This is a genomic window from Rhodococcus sp. AG1013 (genome assembly GCF_003350365.1).
GTDB lineage: Bacteria > Actinomycetota > Actinomycetes > Mycobacteriales > Mycobacteriaceae > Prescottella.
Genome location: NZ_QQAT01000021.1, coordinates 1 through 18,079 on the forward strand (window position 1 = coordinate 1; position 18,079 = coordinate 18,079).

Here is an 18,079-nt window from a genome sequence, read left to right on the forward strand (position 1 = left end):
AACGCCCGGTCCCATTCCGAACCCGGAAGCTAAGCCCTCCAGCGCCGATGGTACTGCACCCGACAGGGTGTGGGAGAGTAGGACACCGCCGAACATCCGTTACCGAAAGGGGACCCAACACACTGGGTCCCCTTTCGTGTTTTGTATGAAAGGAATGGCTGTGTCGGAAAGCAGTGGTGATCGTCGGAACTTCCGCGGAGACGGCACTCACCGTTCCGAAGGACACCAAGGACAGCAGGGAAACCGCGGTGGCCGCCCGTCGGATCGTCAGGGTTCACGTGACGACCGGCGTCAGGCGCCGAGCGGTGGGCAGGACCGTGCCGGCCGCCCCAACGGTGGCGGAGGCCAGTGGCGCGATCGCGACGATCGGCGCACCGAGAATCGCGGCGAGTACCGCGGTGGCGACAGTCGCACGGGCGATGCCCGCGGTGAGCGTCGCGGTGACGACCGTCGGCAGTTCGACAGTCGTGGTGACGACCGTCGCGGGACCGGCGGCGCCCCGCGCCGTCGTGGCGGCGAGGGCGGCTTCGGTCCGGCACGTGGCCGCGAGTCCATGGGCCCGAACCGTCGTGACGCTCGCCCCGACGAGCCGGATCTGCCTGACGAGGTCGAGGCCGGCGAGCTCGATCCCGCAGTACGCCGGGATCTGCTGAGCCTGGACAAGAACAATGCGAATGCGGTTGCCCGGCACCTGGTGATGGCCGGTCGGCTGATCGAGGACGACCCGCGTCTGGCACTCGCGCATGCCCGTGCCGCACGCCAGCGCGCCGGACGTATCGCGGTGGTTCGTGAGACCGCAGGAATCACGGCCTACCACGCTGGTGAGTGGGCCGAGGCACTGTCCGAGTTGCGTGCAGCCCGCCGGATGTCGGGTGGGCCGGGATTCCTCGCGGTCATGGCCGACTGCGAGCGGGGTCTGGGTCGTCCCGAGCGTGCCATCGAGCTGGGTCGCAGCGACGAGGCTCGGGCGCTCACCGGTGAGGACGCCAGCGAACTGCGGATGGTGGTCGCGGGTGCACGCATGGATCTGGGGCAGTTCGACCAGGCCGTGGTGACGCTGCAGACTCCGGATCTCGACGCGTCGCGCTCGGGTGCGGCTGCGGCCCGTCTGTTCTACGCGTACGCCGACGCGCTCGTCGCGGCCGGCCGGATCGAGGACGGACTCAAGTGGTTCCTCAACTCGGCGGCCGCCGATCTCGACGGTGACACCGATGCGGAGGAGCGTGTGGCCGAGCTGACCGGAGACGGTCAGTGACGGAGGCAGTGGGTGTCCCGCTCCGCGCGGGGTACGACGTGTTGCTGCTCGACCTCGACGGCACCGTCTACCAGGGGCCGGAGGTCATTCCGGGTGCGCGGGAAGCCCTCGACGCGGGCGACGAGCGTCAGCTGTATGTGACGAACAACGCCAGCCGGAGTCCTGCAGAGGTCGCCGCTCATCTGCGTGACCTCGGCTTCCATGCTGCGGACTCGGACGTCGTGACGAGCTCGCAGTCGGCGGCGCGCTTGCTGTCGGAGCGTCTCGCTCCCGGTGCAGCCGTCCTCGTCGTTGGGACGGACGCACTCGCGGCCGAGGTCGAGAACGTCGGTCTCCGTGCCGTCCGGCGGTTCCAGGACGAGCCGGTCGCCGTCGTGCAGGGGCACTCGCCTGCCACCGACTGGGTGATTCTCGCCGAGGCCACGTTGGCAATCCGGGCGGGTGCGTTGTGGATCGCCGCGAACGTCGACACGACGCTCCCGACCGAGCGCGGGTTGGTGCTGGGCAACGGATCGATGGTTGCCGCGGTGCGGACCGCCACCGGGCGGGAGCCGATCGTCGCGGGCAAGCCCGCTTCTCCGTTGATGGAGGATGCGCTGAATCGTGCGGGCACCGGACGGCCGCTCGTCGTGGGCGATCGTCTCGACACCGATATCGCCGGCGCGAACGCGGTGGGTGCCGAATCGTTGCTGGTCCTGACCGGGGTGAGCACGACAGCCGATCTGCTGCGCGCCGACGAGACGCACCGTCCGACCTACGTCGCCGAATCGCTGGACGCTCTCAACCGTCCGGCTTCGGCATCTGCGGTCGGCACTCGGCCGGGGTGGCCGGTGGAATTCGTCGGGGGAGACCTCGTGATCCACGCTGCTCCCGGTGTCCCGGACGGGACCCGCACGGGCGCGTTCCTGTCGGTTCTCGCTGCCGCGTGGCGGCATCCCGAGTTCGTCCGTGTTCGCGCCGGTGACGACACGGCGCGCGCCGCCGTGTCGTACCTTCTGGGCGAGATGTGACGCCGCGACCGGTCGGGTCACCGGCCGGTCGCAGGTGGTCTGTTGTCGGGCGAATGGGCTAGGTTTGCAGCGATGAGCACGTCAGTACCACTTCCAGGCCAACACCTCCCGGACGCCGGCGGCGGAGCCGATCCGGCGGGCGTCCACCGCCGTGTCGACGAGCTGCTGTCGCAGCTCGGGGACGCGTCCGGTAGCTCGCCCCAGTCTGGTGATGCCGAGGAACTCGCACGTCAGGCACAGATTCTCGAACGGGCTCACGATGTTCTCGTCGAGTCCCTGGCAGCAGTGGACAAGGTCTGAGGTGGCACGTCGAGCAAGAGTCGATGCGGAACTCGTGCGGCGGGGGCTCGCTCGCTCACGTGAGCATGCGGTCGAATTGATCTCGGCCGGACGCGTCCTCATCTCGGGGAACGTGGCAACCAAGCCGGCGACCGCGATCGAGGCCGGCACGCCGCTGCTCGTGACCGACGTCGACGAAGAGATCTCGTGGGCGTCGCGCGGTGCACACAAGCTGATCGGTGCGCTCGACGCGTTCATGCCCGAGGGACTCACGGTCGAGGGTCGGCGGTGCCTGGATGCGGGCGCCTCGACCGGCGGTTTCACCGACGTTCTCCTGCACAACGGTGCACGTGAAGTTGTCGCCGTCGATGTCGGCTACGGCCAGCTCGTGTGGCGGCTCCAGTCCGATGATCGTGTCCACGTGATCGACCGGACCAACGTCCGATCCATCGATGCGGAGACCATCGGAGGTCCGGCCGACCTTGTGGTGACCGACCTGTCGTTCATCTCACTCAAACTGGTTCTGCCGGCACTGGTCGCCTGCGCCGCCGAGGGCGCCGATCTGGTGCCGATGGTCAAGCCTCAGTTCGAGGTCGGCAAGGAACGTGTCGGCACCGGTGGCGTGGTCCGCGACCCCCAGCTGCGTGCGAGCGCGGTGCTCGAGGTTGCGCAGGCCGCGGCCGAACTCGGGTTGCGGACGGTCGGGGCAGTGGCGAGCCCTCTGCCGGGGCCGTCCGGCAACGTCGAGTACTTCCTCTGGCTGCGCAAAGACGTCACCGCCGTCGCCACCGGCACCGCACCGGCCGAGATCGGGGGAGCCGGCGGTCCCGAGCCGTCGGTGGAGGACCTCATTCGTCGTGCCGTTCAGGAAGGTCCACAGTGACCGATACCCCCGCGACCGCCGGCCAGGAGGTCGCCGCGCCGCGCCAGATTCTGCTGGTCGCCCATTCGGGCCGTGCCGAGATCACCGAAACGGCCCGTCGTGTCGCGGCCATCTGTGCCCGCGCGGGCATCGCGTTACGACTTCTCGAGAACGAGGTCGATCTGGAGCGGGTCGAATCACTCGGGACGGGGTCGGACCGGCCTGACGTCTCCGTGGTACCGGAAGGGCCGGGTGCTGCCTCGGATTGCGAGATGGTGATCGTGCTCGGCGGCGACGGCAGCTTCCTGCGTGCGGCCGAGCTGGCGCAATCCGCGGATGTCCCCGTCCTGGGTATCAATCTCGGGCGGATCGGGTTCCTCGCTGAGGCGGAGGCCGAGCACCTCGAGGCGGCGATGGAGCAGGTGGTGCGGCGCGAGTACCGCATCGAGCACCGGATGACACTGGACGTGATGGTCCGGATCGAGGACCGGATCGTCCAGCGCGGATGGGCGCTCAACGAGGCGAGTATCGAGAACCGGTCCCGGCTCGGCGTGCTGGAAGTGGTCCTCGAGGTCGACGGCCGTCCGGTCTCCTCGTTCGGCTGTGACGGAGTGCTCGTCGCGACACCGACCGGATCGACGGCGTACGCTTTCTCTGCCGGCGGACCGGTCGTGTGGCCGGAACTTGAAGCGCTGCTGGTCATTCCGAGCAACGCGCATGCGTTGTTCGCGCGTCCACTGGTCACCAGTCCCGAGTCGATCGTCGCTGTCGAGACGGTAGCGGACAGCCACGACGGCCTCGTGTTCTGCGACGGACGGCGCACGCTGGAACTGCCGGCTGGTGCCCGCGTCGAGGTGATACGCGGCAAGGATCCGATCCGCTGGGTCCGTCTGGATTCCGCGCCGTTCGCGGACCGGATGGTGCGCAAGTTCGATCTTCCGGTGACGGGGTGGCGAGGGAGGAAGCGGTAACTGTGCTGGCGGAGATTCGGATCGACAACCTCGGAGCCATCTCGTCGGCCTCCGCTCAGTTCCACGCAGGCCTGACGGTACTCACGGGTGAGACCGGCGCCGGCAAGACCATGGTCGTCACCAGCCTGCATCTGCTCAGCGGTGCGCGCGCCGACGCCGGACGCGTGCGCGTGGGCGCGGCGCGTGCGGTCGTCGAGGGCCGGTTCACCGTCGACGACTCCGCCCCACAGGTCGACCGCGAGGTTGCGCGACTGCTCGAGTCGTGCGGTGCGGAGCGGGACGAGGACGGCAGCATCATCGCGGTGCGCACCGTGGGCGGCGACGGACGGTCCCGAGCCCACCTGGGCGGGCGCAGTGTCCCGGCCGGCGTGCTCTCCGAGTTCACCGACCCGCTGCTCACCGTGCACGGGCAGAACGACCAGCTGCGCCTCCTGCGGCCGGATCAGCAGCGTGCCGCGCTCGATCGGTTCGCGGACAAGACGATCGGCCCGCTGCTCACGCGCTACCGCAAGCATCGAGCCGAGTGGGTCGAGGCACGGACGGAGCTGATCGAACGGACCAGCCGGACGCGGGAACTCGCGCAGGAGGCCGATCAGCTGACGTTCGCGCTCGAGGAGATCGACCGCGCCGCGCCGACACCGGGCGAGGACACCGACATTGTCACCGAGGTGCGCAGGCTCGGTGATCTCGATTCGTTGCGTTCGGCCGCCGAGGGCGCGCAGGCCGCGCTCGCCGGCATCGACGACGACGCGCTGGGCGGAGCGTCGGCGGCCCTCGACCTGTTGGGTGAGGCCCGCTCGCGGATCGAGTCGTCGGACGATCCGGCCCTGGCGGGACTGGGGCCGCGGCTGGGCGAGGCGATCGCTGTCGTCGCGGACGTTTCGGGCGAGCTGTCCGGGTACCTGTCCGGGCTACCGAGCGATCCCGGTGCGCTGGACACTCTGCTGACCCGTCAAGCCGAACTGAAGGCACTGACGCGTAAGTACGCGGCAGACATCGACGGTGTGCTGGCGTGGGCCGACACGGCCCGTGAGCGGCTCGCGAAGATCGATGTCTCTGCGGACGCGCTCGCGGACCTGTCTGCTCGCGTCGACGAGACCGCGAAGCTCACCGCGGAGGCCGCGGTGAAGCTGACGGCCGCCCGCACGAAGGCGGCGACGAAGCTCGCGAAGGCGGTCAGCGATGAGTTGGCCGGTCTCGCGATGGGACGGGCCGCGCTCGACGTGTCGGTGCGGGCCCGCGAGGCCGGACCCAACGACTCGGCGCCGCTGGCGGTCGACGGCCGGGAACTGCATGCCGGAGCGTCCGGGGTCGACGAGGTGGAGTTTCGGCTGGCCGCGCACAGCGGAGCCCAGGCACTGCCGATCAGCAAGAGCGCGTCGGGCGGTGAGTTGTCCCGCGTGATGCTCGCGCTCGAGGTGGTGCTCGCGGGCTCGGATCGGGGCGCGACCATGGTCTTCGATGAGGTGGACGCCGGTGTGGGCGGCCGCGCGGCGGTGGAGATCGGACGTCGCCTCGCTCGTCTCGCGCGGACCCATCAGGTCATTGTCGTCACTCATCTGCCGCAGGTGGCGGCCTTCGCCGACACACACCTCGTGGTGGACAAGACCGACGACGTGCGCCGCGGCGTCGACAGTGGTGTGCGCACCCTGACCGAGGACGATCGGGTGGTCGAACTCGCTCGCATGCTCGCCGGCCTGGACGACACGGAGACCGGCCGCGCGCACGCCGAGGAGTTGTTGTCGATCGCGGGGCAGGAGCGCAGTACCGCCCACGCATAGCACGAAAACCGACTTTTCTGTTGGTATAGCTGTGACGGGTGTGGTAGTCGATACGGCGCGCCTCCACGATCATCCGCGTGCGACGGGCGATCATCGAGGTCATGAAGATGCCGGCGCTGCTCTCCCGAAAGACCGAATCCCTACCCGGAATCAGTGGCATCGCTCGAGTCGACCGCGACACCACCAAGTTGCTGCGTCGCGTCGGACACGGCGACATCGTCGTCCTCGACGAGATCGATCTGGACCGCGTCACGGCGGACGCCCTGGTGGCCGCCGGCGTGCTGGCGGTCGTCAACGCGTCCCCGTCCATCTCGGGTCGCTACCCGAACCTCGGTCCCGAGGTGCTGCTCGCCAACGGCATCGTGCTGGTCGACTCGGCCGGGACGGAGATCTTCAAGGCGATCAAGGACGGGTCGAAGATCCGCCTGCACGAGGGCAGTGTCTTCGCCGGTGACCGTGCCCTGGCGAAGGGTGAGGAGCAGACCGAGGCCGAGATCTCCGATCGCATGATCGAGGCCAGGACCGGGCTGGTCGACCATCTCGAGGCCTTCTCGGGCAACACGATCGAGTTCATCCGTTCCGAGAGTCCGCTGCTGATCGACGGCGTCGGCGTGCCGGACATCGACGTCGACCTCGAGGATCGCCATGTCGTGGTCGTGGCCGACGGACCGGACCACCAAGCCGATCTGAAGGCTCTCAAGCCGTTCATCAAGGAGTACTCACCGATCCTCATCGGTGTCGGCGCCGGCGCCGACACCCTGACGAAGGCGGGATACCGCCCCGACCTGATCGTCGGCGATCCCGAGGACATCACCGCCGAGACCCTCAAGTGCGGTGCCGAGGTTGTGCTGCCGGCCGACCCGGACGGTCACGCGCAGGGACTGTCCCGGATCCAGGACCTCGGCATCGGCGCGATGACGTTCCCGGCGTCGGCGTCGCCGTCGGATCTGGCGCTGCTGCTGGCCGACCATCACGGCGCGTCGCTCATCGTCACGGTCGGCAGCACCGTCTCGCTCGACGAGTTCTTCGACCGCGGCCGCCGCGATACCAACCCGGCGGCCTTCATGACGAGGCTCAAGGTCGGGCCCAAACTGGTGGACGCCAAGGCCGTGGCGACGTTGTACCGCAGCCGGGTGTCCGGCGCGGCGATCGCGCTGCTGGTGCTGGCGGCGCTGACCGCGGTGATCGTGGCGCTCGTCGTCTCGAACATCGGCGGTGACGCAATGGACTGGGCAATCGACACGTGGAACAGCTTCGCGCTGTGGGTTCAGGGGCTGTTCAAGTGATTTCGATGCGTCAACATGCCATCTCCATAGCGGCGATCTTCCTGGCACTCGCGATCGGCGTCGTGCTGGGTTCCGGGCTGCTGTCGAACGGGATGCTCTCCGGGCTGCGGGACGACAAGGCCGAGCTGCAGAACGAGATCGAGGATCTGAACCAGGAGAACAACCAGCTCGGCGAACAGCTCATGTCGGCGGACGGTTTCGACTCCGCCGTCGCGGACCGAATCGTCCGCGACACCCTCGCGCAGCGTTCGGTGATCCTCGTCACGACGCCGGATGCCGATCCTGCCGACATCGACGGGATCAACCGTGTCGTGGCCCAGGCCGGTGGCGCGATCACCGGTCGCGTGTCGCTGACCAAGTCGTTCGTCGACTCCGTCAACGGCGATCAGTTGCGCACGACGGTGACGAACATCATTCCAGCGGGCATCCAGTTGCGGACCGGCGCGGTGGACCAGGGCAGTCTGGCGGGAGACCTGCTGGGCTCGGTGCTGCTCCTGAACCCGCAGACGGCGCAGCCGCAGACCACTCCCGAGGAGCGCGGTCTGGCGCTCGAGACGCTGCGTGGCGGCGGCTTCATCGACTACGACGGAAACGTTCAACCTGCACAGTTGGCGGTTGTGCTGACCGGTGAGGGGGATCCCGAGAACACCGGCGGTAACCGGGGCGCGGTGATCGCACGGTTCGCGGGAGCGCTCGACGGGCGTGGCGCCGGCACCGTGCTGGCGGGCCCACCGGCCGCCGCGGAGGGCAGTGGGCCGATCGCGGTGGCCCGTGCGGACGCGGCCGTCTCGGCGGTGCTCACCACGGTCGACAACGTCGATCGGGAGTCGGGTCGAATCACGACGGTGCTGGCGCTCCAGGAGCAGCTCGGAGGCGGTTCCGGACGGTACGGGACGGGTCCCGGCGCCACCGCGGTGACCGTCGGCGCGCCGACGCCGTAGGACAGGTGTGACGCCTGTCGCTCCCGAACCGGAGCGTCGTGCGAGGCGGCCGGGCGAGAAGGTGTTACCGTGAAGTCCCGTGGGTCGGCAGGCCCCAGAACGCTCAACTCAGACCAAGTCCTGCACAGTCGTCACGGGAGCCCCTTTGCCACAGTCACGCATCCAGTCGCGTAGCGCCACCAAGCACATCTTCGTGAGCGGGGGTGTCGCCTCCTCTCTCGGTAAGGGATTGACCGCTTCCAGCCTCGGTGAGCTGCTCACCGCGCGCGGACTGCGCGTGACCATGCAGAAGCTCGATCCCTACCTCAACGTCGATCCCGGAACGATGAACCCGTTCCAGCACGGCGAGGTCTTTGTCACCGAGGACGGCGCCGAGACCGACCTCGACGTCGGACACTACGAGCGGTTCCTCGACCGCGACCTCAACGCGTTCGCGAACGTGACGACCGGTCAGGTCTACTCCGCGGTCATCGCCAAGGAGCGCCGCGGCGAGTACCTGGGCGACACTGTCCAGGTCATCCCGCACATCACCGACGAGATCAAGAGCCGCGTCCTCGCGATGGCCGGCCCCGACGCCCAGGGCCAGGTGCCCGACGTCGTGATCACCGAGATCGGTGGCACCGTCGGCGACATCGAGTCCCAGCCGTTCCTCGAGGCGGCCCGCCAGGTGCGCCACGACGTCGGCCGGGAGAACGTCTTCTTCCTGCACGTGTCGCTGGTGCCGTACCTCGGCCCCTCCGGTGAGCTCAAGACCAAGCCGACGCAGCACTCGGTGGCCGCGCTGCGCAACATCGGTATCCAGCCGGACGCGCTGATCCTGCGCTGCGATCGTGACGTCCCGCAGGCGCTCAAGGCGAAGATCGCGCTGATGTGCGACGTCGACGTCGACGCCTGCATCTCCACGCCCGACGCGCCGTCGATCTACGACATCCCGAAGGTGCTGCACAGCGAGGGACTCGACGCCTACGTCGTCCGTCAGCTCGGCCTGCCCTTCCGTGACGTGGACTGGACGGTGTGGGGCGACCTGCTCGACCGCGTGCACAACCCGCGCGAGACGGTCCGCGTCGCGCTGGTCGGCAAGTACGTCGACCTGCCGGACGCCTACTTGTCCGTCACCGAGGCACTGCGCGCCGGTGGTTTCGCGCACCGCTCCAAGGTCGAGATTTCGTGGGTTCCGTCCGACGAGTGCGAGACCGAGGAAGGTGCCCAGGCCGCGCTCGGCGAGGCCGACGCCGTCCTGATCCCCGGCGGTTTCGGTATCCGCGGCATCGAGGGCAAGCTCGGCGCGATCCGCTTCGCCCGCACCCGCCAGATCCCGCTGCTGGGCCTGTGCCTGGGCCTGCAGGCCGTCGTCATCGAGGCGGCGCGCTCGGTGGGTCTGAAGGACGCGAACTCCGAAGAGTTCGATCCGGACACCAAGCACCCGGTCATCTCGACGATGGCCGACCAGGAGCACATCGTCGCCGGCGAAGCCGACCTCGGCGGCACGATGCGCCTGGGCGCCTACCCGGCGGTGCTGGCCAAGGGATCGGTCGTCGCGAAGGCGTACGACAGCGAGAACGTCTCCGAGCGCCACCGTCACCGCTACGAGGTCAACAACGCGTACCGCGATCGCATCGCCAAGAGCGGTCTGCAGTTCTCCGGCACGTCGCCGGACGGCCATCTCGTCGAGTTCGTCGAGCTGCCCGCGGACAAGCACCCGTTCTTCGTTGCGACGCAGGCGCATCCGGAGCTCAAGAGCCGTCCGACCCGTCCGCACCCGCTGTTCTCGGCGTTCGTCGCCGCTGCCCTCGCCCGCAAGGCAGGTATGCAGGCGCCGGTCGACGCACCGGCCGATCCGGCCACCGCGGACAGCGTCGGATAGCGCACCCGTATGAGCCTGCCGGGGGAGCACGAGTTCGACACGGTCGACTCACGCGACGTGTACAGCGGGGCGATCGTGGCCCTGCGCGTGGACCGGGTCGCGATGCCCGGCGGGCGAGAAGCTGATCGGGAGGTCGTCGAGCATCACGGGGCAGTAGCCGTCGCGGTGCTCGACGACACCGACCGGCTGGTTCTGATCAAGCAGTATCGGCACCCGCTGGGCCGCCGACTGTGGGAGCTACCGGCCGGTCTGCTCGACGAGCCCGGTGAGGTGCCGTTGGATGCGGCGCGCCGCGAACTCGTCGAGGAGACCGGGTTGGCCGCCGACCGGTGGTCGGTGCTGGTCGATGTCGCGTTGTCGCCGGGGTTCACCGACGAATCGGTGCGGGTGTTCCTGGCTCAGGGTCTGCACGACGTCGGACGTCCGGACGCGCACGACGAGGAGGCCGACCTCGAGATCGCCCGCGTGCCGCTCGACGACGCGGTGGCGATGGCACTGCGCGGCGAGATCGTCAACGCGACCGCGGTGTCGGGGATCCTCGCGCTGGCGGCGGCCCGCGCACGCGGTGCGGTCCTGCGCCCGGCCGACGCGGACTGGGTCGACCGGCCCGACACGTTCGCGCGACGCAAACACGCCGGGGCGGACCGCGGACCGGCATGACGGCGCTCGGCGGACAGATCGACACGTACCTGGACCACCTGGCCGTCGAGCGCGGTGCCGCGCGCAACACCCTCAGTTCATACCGGCGCGACCTGGACCGGTATGCGCGGTTCCTCGCGGACCGCGGCATCGAGGATCTGCGATCGGTCGGCGAGGCCGATGTCAGTGAGTTCGTGGTGTCCCTGCGCAAGGGTGATCCCGAGAGCGGAACCGTCCCGCTCGCCGCGAGTTCGGCGGCGCGGGCGTTGATCGCGGTCCGCGGTCTGCACCGGTTCGCGGCCGCCGAGGGGGTGACGTCGGTGGACGTCGCCCGGGCCGTGAAACCGCCCACCCCCGGCCGTCGTCTGCCCAAATCGTTGTCCCTCGACGACGTGCTCGCGGTCCTGGACGCGGCCGGTGGCGACGGCGCCTCCGACAACCCGCGCACCCTCCGCGACAGGGCGCTGCTCGAGTTGCTGTACTCGACCGGTGCGCGGATCTCTGAGGCGGTGGGACTGGACGTCGACGACCTCGACACCGAGTCTCGCGCGGTGCTGCTGCGGGGCAAGGGCGGCAAGGAACGCGTCGTCCCCGTCGGCCGGCCCGCGATCGCCGCGATCGACGCCTATCTGGTGCGGGGACGCCCCGCGCTGTCGGTGCGGGGCACGCCGGCGCTGTTCCTCAACATCCGCGGCGGCCGGTTGTCCCGGCAGAGCGCGTGGCAGGTCCTGCACACCGCAGCCGAGAAGGCCGGCATCACGGTCGCGGTGTCGCCGCACACGCTGCGGCACTCGTTCGCCACTCACCTGCTCGACGGCGGCGCGGACGTGCGCGTCGTCCAGGAACTCCTGGGCCACGCCTCGGTCACCACGACGCAGATATACACCATGGTCACGGTGGGTGCCCTCCGTGAAGTGTGGGCGCAGGCCCACCCCCGCGCACGTTGACGCGGTTGCGTGTTGGCAGTCGTTTGAGATCACGAAGCGGTAGCGTTACGGCATCAGCTATCGACAGGACGGGATCAACAGGACGGGGAGCATCGGACCGTGGTGACACCGCAGCCGCCTGAGGCGGAGCCAGCGCACCCGTATTCCAGGGGCGCGCTGTCATATGCAGAGAAGATCGAGATCGGGCAGGGCATCGAGACCGAATCGGAGGCGCCGTTGGGGCCCACCGGACGCCCGCTGCGCGAGGTTCCCGAACCGGCGCCCGTCAGCGGTCACGGGCCCGCCCGGATCATCGCGATGTGCAACCAGAAGGGTGGCGTCGGCAAGACGACGTCGACGATCAATCTGGGCGCCTCGCTGGCCCAGTACGGACGCCGCGTGCTGCTGGTGGATCTCGACCCGCAAGGCGCCTTGTCCGCGGGTCTCGGTGTGGCACACCATGATCTGGATCTGACGGTCCACAACCTGCTGGTGGAGCGCACGTCGATCGACGACGTCCTGATGCGCACCCGGATCGACGGACTGGATCTGCTGCCCAGCAACATCGACCTCTCGGCCGCCGAGATCCAGCTGGTCACCGAGGTGGGTCGTGAACAGACGCTCGGACGCGTGCTGCACCCGGTGCTCGACCGCTACGACTACGTGCTGATCGACTGCCAGCCGTCGTTGGGGCTGCTCACCGTCAACGCGCTCGCGTGCGCCGACAGCGTGATCATCCCGATGGAGTGCGAGTACTTCTCGCTGCGCGGTCTCGCGCTGCTCAACGACACCGTCGACAAGGTCCGGGACCGACTCAATCCCCGGCTCACGCTCGAGGGCATCGTCGTGACGATGTTCGACAGCCGCACGCTGCACGCTCGCGAGGTGATGTCGCGGGTCGTGGAGGTGTTCGGTGACCTGGTGTACGACACGGTCATCAACCGGACTGTGCGGTTCCCCGAGACCAGCGTAGCGGGGGAGCCGATCATCACGTGGGCCCCCAAGTCGGGCGGCGCCGAGGCCTACCGGGCGCTTGCCCGCGAGGTGATCCACCGTTCCGGCCGGTAGCGATGTGAGTACCGATGTCGCAGCGGCGGCGCCGGCCGAGCGGTCGGCCGGAGAGCAGTCGGGCTTCCGGCTGCGCCTGCGCAATTTCGAGGGACCGTTCGATCTGCTGCTGACGCTCATCAGCCAGCACCAGTTGGATGTCACCGAGGTGGCGCTGGCGGAGGTGACCGACGAGTTCATCTCGTACACCCGCAGCCTCGGCAGTGAGATGGGTCTGGATCAGACCACCGAGTTCCTGGTGGTGGCGGCGACCCTGCTGGATCTGAAGGCGGCACGACTGCTGCCCGCCGGCGAGGTGGACGACGACGAGGACCTGGCTCTGCTCGAGGCCCGCGACCTGCTGTTCGCGCGGCTGCTGCAGTACCGCGCCTACAAGCAGGTTGCGCAGCTGTTCGGAGAGCTCGAGACCGCCGCCCTGCGCCGCTATCCGCGGTCGGTGTCGGTCGAGGACCGATTCGTCGGGCTGCTGCCGGAGGTGCTGCTGGGTGTCGATCCCCGGCAGTTCGCGGAGATCGCCGCGACCGCGTTCCGACCGCGCCCGGTTCCGACCGTCGGACTGGATCACCTGCACGTCCCGACGGTGTCGGTGCCCGAACAGGCGGTACGGATCCTCGAGCTGCTCCGTGCGCGCGGCGCCGGCGTCTGGGCCCCGTTCGGGGATCTGATCGTCGAGTGTGAGAGCCAGGTGCAGATCGTCGCGCGGTTCCTGGCGCTGCTCGAGCTCTACCGGGAGCGATCGGTGCAGTTCGAGCAGCCCGAGCCGTTGGGGGATCTGCTGGTGAGCTGGACCGGCGAGGAAGTGTCGGCACCCGCGAGTGAGGAGGACTACGAATGACGTCGATCGATGCGGACGACATGAGCCCGTTCGAGGACGAGTTCGTCGAACTGCCCGACGACCGGCTCGCTGCCGCGCTCGAGTCGATGCTGCTGGTCCTCGATACTCCTGCCGCCCCCGCGACCCTCGCGTCGGCGCTCGGGCTGCCCGAGGCCCGGATCGAGACGATGCTGCGGACCATGTCCGCCGACTTCACCGCCCGCGGCAGCGGCATCGACCTGCGCTACGCCGGTGACGGCTGGCGGTTCTACACCCGCAACGAGTTCGCTCCCTACGTCGAACGCCTGCTCCTCGACGGTGCCCGCTCCAAGCTGACCCGTGCCGCGCTCGAGACGCTCGCCGTGATCGCCTACCGGCAGCCGCTGACCCGGGCCCGGATCAGTGCCGTCCGCGGCGTCAACGTCGACGGCGTGATCCGCACCCTGCTGGCGCGCGGTCTGATCACCGAAGCGGGCCCTGATCCGGATACCAATGCCACCACGTACGCGACCACCGAACTGTTCCTCGAACGTCTCGGCTTGGCGTCTCTGACCGATCTGCCGCCCATCGCGCCCCTTATTCCCGACGTCGATGTGATCGATGACATCGCTGAGAGCCTCGAAGCCGACCCGCGATTTGCGAGAATGGACAACGCAACACCTTCGACGGGGTCGGCAAACGCGCCGCACCCCGAGATCGACCCAGATAACTGACAGGGATCAAAAGTGAACAAGCCCGCTCGCCGTGATGGCACACCGGACCGCAAGAAGAAGCCGACGACAGGCCGCCCCGACGCTTCGGCAAAGAAGTCGCTGAACAAGCGTGGGAAGCCGAAGTCGACAAAGCCGCAGCGCGCCCAGGCGCCCGCGCCCAAGATCAGCAACGCCAAGCCCGCCCGCAACCAGTACGCGGAGGTCGATCGTGATCTCGCGCCCTTGAAGGGTGACGGGGTGCGGCTGCAGAAGGTACTTGCGCAGGCCGGTGTCGCCTCCCGCCGCGCAGCCGAAGAACTCATCGACCAGGGCCGAGTCGAGGTCGACGGCCGCATCGTCGTCGAACAGGGCCTGCGGGTCGATCCCGAGAACGCGATCGTCCGCGTCGACGGTATCCGCGTGGTCGTCAAGAAGGACCTCGTCCACATCGCGCTGAACAAGCCGCGTGGCTGGCAGTCCACGATGTCCGACGACCTGGGACGCCCGTGCATCGGTGACATCGTGTCCGAACGCGTCTCCGCCGGTCAGCGCCTCTTCCACGTCGGCCGGCTCGACGCCGACACCGAAGGCCTGATCCTGCTGACCAACGACGGCGACCTCGCGCACCGGCTGATGCACCCGTCGTACGAGGTGCCCAAGACGTACCTCGCCACCGTGCAGGGTGTCGTCGACCGCAACGTCGGCAAGCAGCTCAAGGCCGGTGTCGTGCTCGACGACGGCCCCGCCACGGTCGACTCGTTCGCCGTGATGGACATCAACGGCGGCAAGTCGCTGGTGAAGATCGTCCTGCACGAGGGCCGCAAGCACATCGTGCGCCGTCTGCTCGATGCCGTCGGGCACCCGGTGGTGCGTCTGGTCCGCACCGACATCGGTGCCGTCGCGCTCGGCGACGGGCGTCCCGGCACCCTGCGGGTCCTCGGCCGCGGCGAGGTCGGCGGCCTCTACGGGGCGGTGGGTCTGTGACCGCACCGACCCCACTGGTCGTCGCGATCGACGGCCCGTCGGGCACCGGTAAGTCGAGCGTGTCGCGTCGTGTCGCGACGAGCCTCAGCGCCCGCTACCTCGACACCGGTGCGATGTACCGGATCGCGACGCTGCACGTGCTGCGCCGCGGTGTCGACGTGACGGATCCCGCGGCGATCGCGGCGGCGACGGCGTCGCTGCCGCTGACGATCGGGACCGATCCGCAGACCGACGGCGTGCAGCTCGACGGTGAGGACGTCACCGACGAGATCCGCGGTGCGGCCGTCACGCAGGCGGTGTCCGCAGTGTCCGCGGTGCCCGAGGTGCGGACGTTCCTGGTGGATCTGCAGCGCCGCATCGCGGAGCAGGCCGGACGGATCGTCGTCGAGGGGCGCGACATCGGTACCGTCGTGCTCCCGGACGCGGACGTGAAGATCTTCCTGACCGCCTCCGCGGCGGCGCGGGCGACGCGACGCAACGCCCAGAACATCGCCGAGGGGCGTGGTGACGACTTCGCCGCCGTCCTGGCCGATGTGCAGCGTCGCGACCACCTCGATTCCACGCGCGCGGTATCTCCGTTGCGTCCCGCGGCGGATTCGGTGACGGTGGACACGAGCGAACTGGGTATCGAAGACGTGATCGGCAGGTTGCTGCTGGTGGTAGGCGACAGAACTGGAGCAGTGCAGTGACCGACGGTTTTACTGGAGATTCGACGGCGATCGAGTACGCCGGCGACGGAATCTGGAGCGAGGAGTCCGACTGGGACCTCGCGGACTACATCGACGGTGAGGACGGCGAAGACCACATCGCGGTACCGACCCTCGCGGTGGTCGGGCGACCGAACGTCGGAAAGTCGACGCTCGTCAACCGCATCATCGGCCGCCGTGAGGCCGTAGTCGAGGACATCCCGGGCGTGACCCGCGACCGTGTCTCGTACGACGCCAACTGGGCCGGACGCCGGTTCATGGTGCAGGACACCGGCGGCTGGGAGCCCGACGCCAAGGGGCTGCAGCAGTCGGTGGCCCGGCAGGCCGAGCTGGCGATGCAGACCGCGGACGCGATCCTGCTCGTCGTCGACGCCGTCGTAGGTGCCACCGCGACAGACGAGGCGGTGGCACGGGTGCTGCGTCGCTCGAAGACGCCGGTGATCCTGGTCGCCAACAAGGTCGACGACAGCCGCACCGAGTCAGAGGTGGCGTCGCTGTGGTCGCTCGGGCTCGGCGAACCGCGCCCCGTCAGCTCCATTCACGGCCGCGGCACCGGCGACCTGCTCGACGACGTCCTCGCCGTCCTGCCGGAGACCCCGCGTGAGGGCACCGGCGGTCAGGGCCCGCGACGGGTGGCGCTGGTCGGTAAGCCGAACGTCGGCAAGTCCAGCCTGATCAACAAGCTGTCGGGCGACGAGCGCTCGGTGGTCCACGATGTCGCCGGTACCACCGTCGACCCAGTCGACTCGCTGGTCGAGCTCGGCGGCAAGGTGTGGAAGTTCATCGACACCGCGGGCCTGCGCAAGAAGGTCAACCACGCCAGCGGGCACGAGTTCTACGCCTCGCTGCGGACCAAGGGTGCGATCGAGGCCGCCGAGGTCGCGATCCTGCTGATCGACGCGTCGAAGCCGATCACCGAGCAGGACCTGCGCGTCCTGAGCATGGTCGCCGAGACGGGTCGTGCGCTGGTGCTCGCCTTCAACAAGTGGGACCTGGTCGACGAGGACCGGCGGCTGATGCTCGAGAAGGAGATCGACCGCGAACTGGTCCGCGTGCCGTGGGCGCAGCGGGTCAACATCTCCGCGCACACCGGTCGCGCCGTCCAGAAGCTCGTTCCCGCGCTCGACACGGCGCTGGAGTCGTGGGACAAGCGCATCCCCACCGGACGCCTCAACAACTGGCTCAAGGAGGTCGTGGCGGCCACGCCGCCGCCGATGCGTGGCGGCCGCCTGCCCCGCATCATGTTCGCGACCCAGGCCGGCACCCGCCCGCCGACCTTCGTGCTCTTCACCACGGGCTTCCTCGAGGCCGGCTACCGCCGGTTCCTGGAGCGTCGCCTGCGTGAAGAGTTCGGCTTCGACGGCAGCCCCGTCCGTATCTCGGTGCGCGTGCGGGAGAAGCGGGACCGCAACAAGCGTTGACGGGTTCCCGGCTCGCACGGGTTTTGCAGGAATCACACCGGAGTTCTTCACCGAACAGGTGTGTGACGACGACAAAACCCGTGCGAGATCGGGTCCGCGATTGCCGAACATTGCCTCTGACCAGGCGATTAGCTTTCGCAAGCGTCACTGTTGTAATCTTCTGAGGCGCCCGAACGAGGGCGTGGACGGGCTGTGGCGCAGCTTGGTAGCGCACTTGACTGGGGGTCAAGTGGTCGCAGGTTCAAATCCTGTCAGCCCGACCGAGGAAAACTCAGGTGAGAGTCCATCTCACCTGAGTTTTCTTGTATCTGGGGACATCCTGAGACGCTCTGGCATAAGGCAGGCCCTCGGGATCGGCGTGGCCGCGGCTCCACTGGTTGTGGGTCGGAATGGCACCGCGATCGGGGCGTGCTTGCGCGGTGCCGCTCCTGTACGGGCGTTGTCGGCGACCACCGGCACTCCGAGCCCATTGCCTCGGGGCGAACAAGACAGGTACTCGAACAGGTAGAAGTACCGTCGCTCCCACCACGTCCGCTAGGGCACGCTCGATGCGTCCTGTTCAACAAGAACGCAGGGAGA

General features: G+C 68.8%; 17 protein-coding genes, 1 tRNA gene and 1 rRNA gene. 18 read left to right on the top strand and 1 reads right to left on the bottom strand.

Annotation, left to right across the window (positions count from 1 at the left end; translation table 11 throughout):
• The 3 genes from rrf to DEU38_RS21750 form a co-directional block, all read left to right on the top strand.
• A 5S ribosomal RNA gene (rrf, locus tag DEU38_RS21740) occupies window positions 1-94 on the top strand; the annotation flags it as partial.
• A gap of 60 nt (window positions 95-154) precedes the next feature.
• The gene (locus tag DEU38_RS21745; protein ID WP_397484742.1) at window positions 155-1,255 is read left to right on the top strand and encodes a hypothetical protein; all 1,101 of its coding nucleotides are present in this window, start codon (window positions 155-157) and stop codon (window positions 1,253-1,255) included.
• The gene (locus DEU38_RS21750) at window positions 1,252-2,265 is read left to right on the top strand and encodes an HAD-IIA family hydrolase (RefSeq protein WP_258558096.1); all 1,014 of its coding nucleotides are present in this window, start codon (window positions 1,252-1,254) and stop codon (window positions 2,263-2,265) included. The genes DEU38_RS21745 and DEU38_RS21750 overlap by 4 nt, the downstream gene beginning before the upstream one ends.
• A gap of 81 nt (window positions 2,266-2,346) precedes the next feature.
• On the opposite strand, the gene DEU38_RS28650 is transcribed toward DEU38_RS21750, so the two are convergent.
• Window positions 2,347-2,523: a hypothetical protein gene (locus tag DEU38_RS28650; RefSeq protein ID WP_181818896.1), complete on the bottom strand. Its 177-nt coding sequence runs from the start codon at window positions 2,521-2,523 to the stop codon at window positions 2,347-2,349.
• Between the two features lie 43 nt (window positions 2,524-2,566).
• Between DEU38_RS28650 and DEU38_RS21760 the strand changes: the two genes are divergently transcribed.
• The 15 genes from DEU38_RS21760 (at window position 2,567) to DEU38_RS21830 (ending at window position 17,760) form a co-directional block, all read left to right on the top strand.
• Entirely contained in the window at window positions 2,567-3,427 is an 861-nt protein-coding gene (locus DEU38_RS21760) for a TlyA family RNA methyltransferase (RefSeq protein WP_114723490.1), read from the top strand.
• Window positions 3,424-4,377: an NAD kinase gene (locus DEU38_RS21765; protein ID WP_114723491.1), complete on the top strand. Its 954-nt coding sequence runs from the start codon at window positions 3,424-3,426 to the stop codon at window positions 4,375-4,377. The genes DEU38_RS21760 and DEU38_RS21765 overlap by 4 nt, the downstream gene beginning before the upstream one ends.
• A gap of 2 nt (window positions 4,378-4,379) precedes the next feature.
• Complete coding sequence (recN, locus tag DEU38_RS21770; RefSeq protein WP_114723492.1) at window positions 4,380-6,158, top strand: DNA repair protein RecN; 1,779 nt, start codon at window positions 4,380-4,382, stop codon at window positions 6,156-6,158.
• A gap of 101 nt (window positions 6,159-6,259) precedes the next feature.
• The gene (steA, locus tag DEU38_RS21775; RefSeq protein ID WP_114723586.1) at window positions 6,260-7,444 is read left to right on the top strand and encodes a putative cytokinetic ring protein SteA; all 1,185 of its coding nucleotides are present in this window, start codon (window positions 6,260-6,262) and stop codon (window positions 7,442-7,444) included.
• The gene (locus tag DEU38_RS21780; protein WP_114723493.1) at window positions 7,441-8,385 is read left to right on the top strand and encodes a copper transporter; all 945 of its coding nucleotides are present in this window, start codon (window positions 7,441-7,443) and stop codon (window positions 8,383-8,385) included. The genes steA and DEU38_RS21780 overlap by 4 nt, the downstream gene beginning before the upstream one ends.
• Window positions 8,386-8,530: 145 nt before the next feature.
• Complete coding sequence (locus tag DEU38_RS21785) at window positions 8,531-10,249, top strand: CTP synthase (protein ID WP_114723494.1); 1,719 nt, start codon at window positions 8,531-8,533, stop codon at window positions 10,247-10,249.
• Window positions 10,250-10,258: 9 nt separating this feature from the next.
• Window positions 10,259-10,909: an NUDIX hydrolase gene (locus tag DEU38_RS21790; RefSeq protein WP_114723495.1), complete on the top strand. Its 651-nt coding sequence runs from the start codon at window positions 10,259-10,261 to the stop codon at window positions 10,907-10,909.
• Window positions 10,906-11,835, top strand: coding sequence for a site-specific tyrosine recombinase XerD (gene xerD, locus DEU38_RS21795; protein WP_114723496.1), 930 nt, complete (start codon window positions 10,906-10,908; stop codon window positions 11,833-11,835). Before DEU38_RS21790 ends, xerD begins: the two co-directional genes overlap by 4 nt.
• A gap of 156 nt (window positions 11,836-11,991) precedes the next feature.
• Window positions 11,992-12,882: a ParA family protein gene (locus DEU38_RS21800; RefSeq protein ID WP_397484746.1), complete on the top strand. Its 891-nt coding sequence runs from the start codon at window positions 11,992-11,994 to the stop codon at window positions 12,880-12,882.
• A gap of 4 nt (window positions 12,883-12,886) precedes the next feature.
• Window positions 12,887-13,717, top strand: a complete 831-nt coding sequence (locus DEU38_RS21805) for a ScpA family protein (RefSeq protein ID WP_114723498.1) — start codon at window positions 12,887-12,889, stop codon at window positions 13,715-13,717.
• Entirely contained in the window at window positions 13,714-14,409 is a 696-nt protein-coding gene (gene scpB / locus DEU38_RS21810; RefSeq protein WP_114723499.1) for an SMC-Scp complex subunit ScpB, read from the top strand. Before DEU38_RS21805 ends, scpB begins: the two co-directional genes overlap by 4 nt.
• A 12-nt stretch (window positions 14,410-14,421) precedes the next feature.
• Window positions 14,422-15,372 (top strand): pseudouridine synthase, encoded by a 951-nt coding sequence (locus tag DEU38_RS21815; protein ID WP_114723500.1) that lies wholly within the window; start codon window positions 14,422-14,424, stop codon window positions 15,370-15,372.
• Complete coding sequence (gene cmk / locus DEU38_RS21820) at window positions 15,369-16,061, top strand: (d)CMP kinase (protein WP_114723501.1); 693 nt, start codon at window positions 15,369-15,371, stop codon at window positions 16,059-16,061. Before DEU38_RS21815 ends, cmk begins: the two co-directional genes overlap by 4 nt.
• On the top strand, window positions 16,058-17,500 hold the full coding sequence (der, locus tag DEU38_RS21825; RefSeq protein WP_114723502.1) for a ribosome biogenesis GTPase Der: 1,443 nt from the start codon (window positions 16,058-16,060) through the stop codon (window positions 17,498-17,500). Before cmk ends, der begins: the two co-directional genes overlap by 4 nt.
• 186 nt (window positions 17,501-17,686) lie before the next feature.
• Window positions 17,687-17,760, top strand: a tRNA-Pro gene (locus tag DEU38_RS21830).
• The last annotated feature ends 319 nt before the right edge of the window (window positions 17,761-18,079 follow it).

Coding starts and splice junctions, on each gene's coding strand:
- DEU38_RS21790 (WP_114723495.1), top strand. CDS start 10,259: ATGAGCCTGCCGGGGGAGCACGAGTTCGACACGGTCGACTCACGCGAC.
- DEU38_RS21745 (WP_397484742.1), top strand. CDS start 155: ATGGCTGTGTCGGAAAGCAGTGGTGATCGTCGGAACTTCCGCGGAGAC.
- scpB (WP_114723499.1), top strand. CDS start 13,714: ATGACGTCGATCGATGCGGACGACATGAGCCCGTTCGAGGACGAGTTC.
- steA (WP_114723586.1), top strand. CDS start 6,260: ATGAAGATGCCGGCGCTGCTCTCCCGAAAGACCGAATCCCTACCCGGA.
- xerD (WP_114723496.1), top strand. CDS start 10,906: ATGACGGCGCTCGGCGGACAGATCGACACGTACCTGGACCACCTGGCC.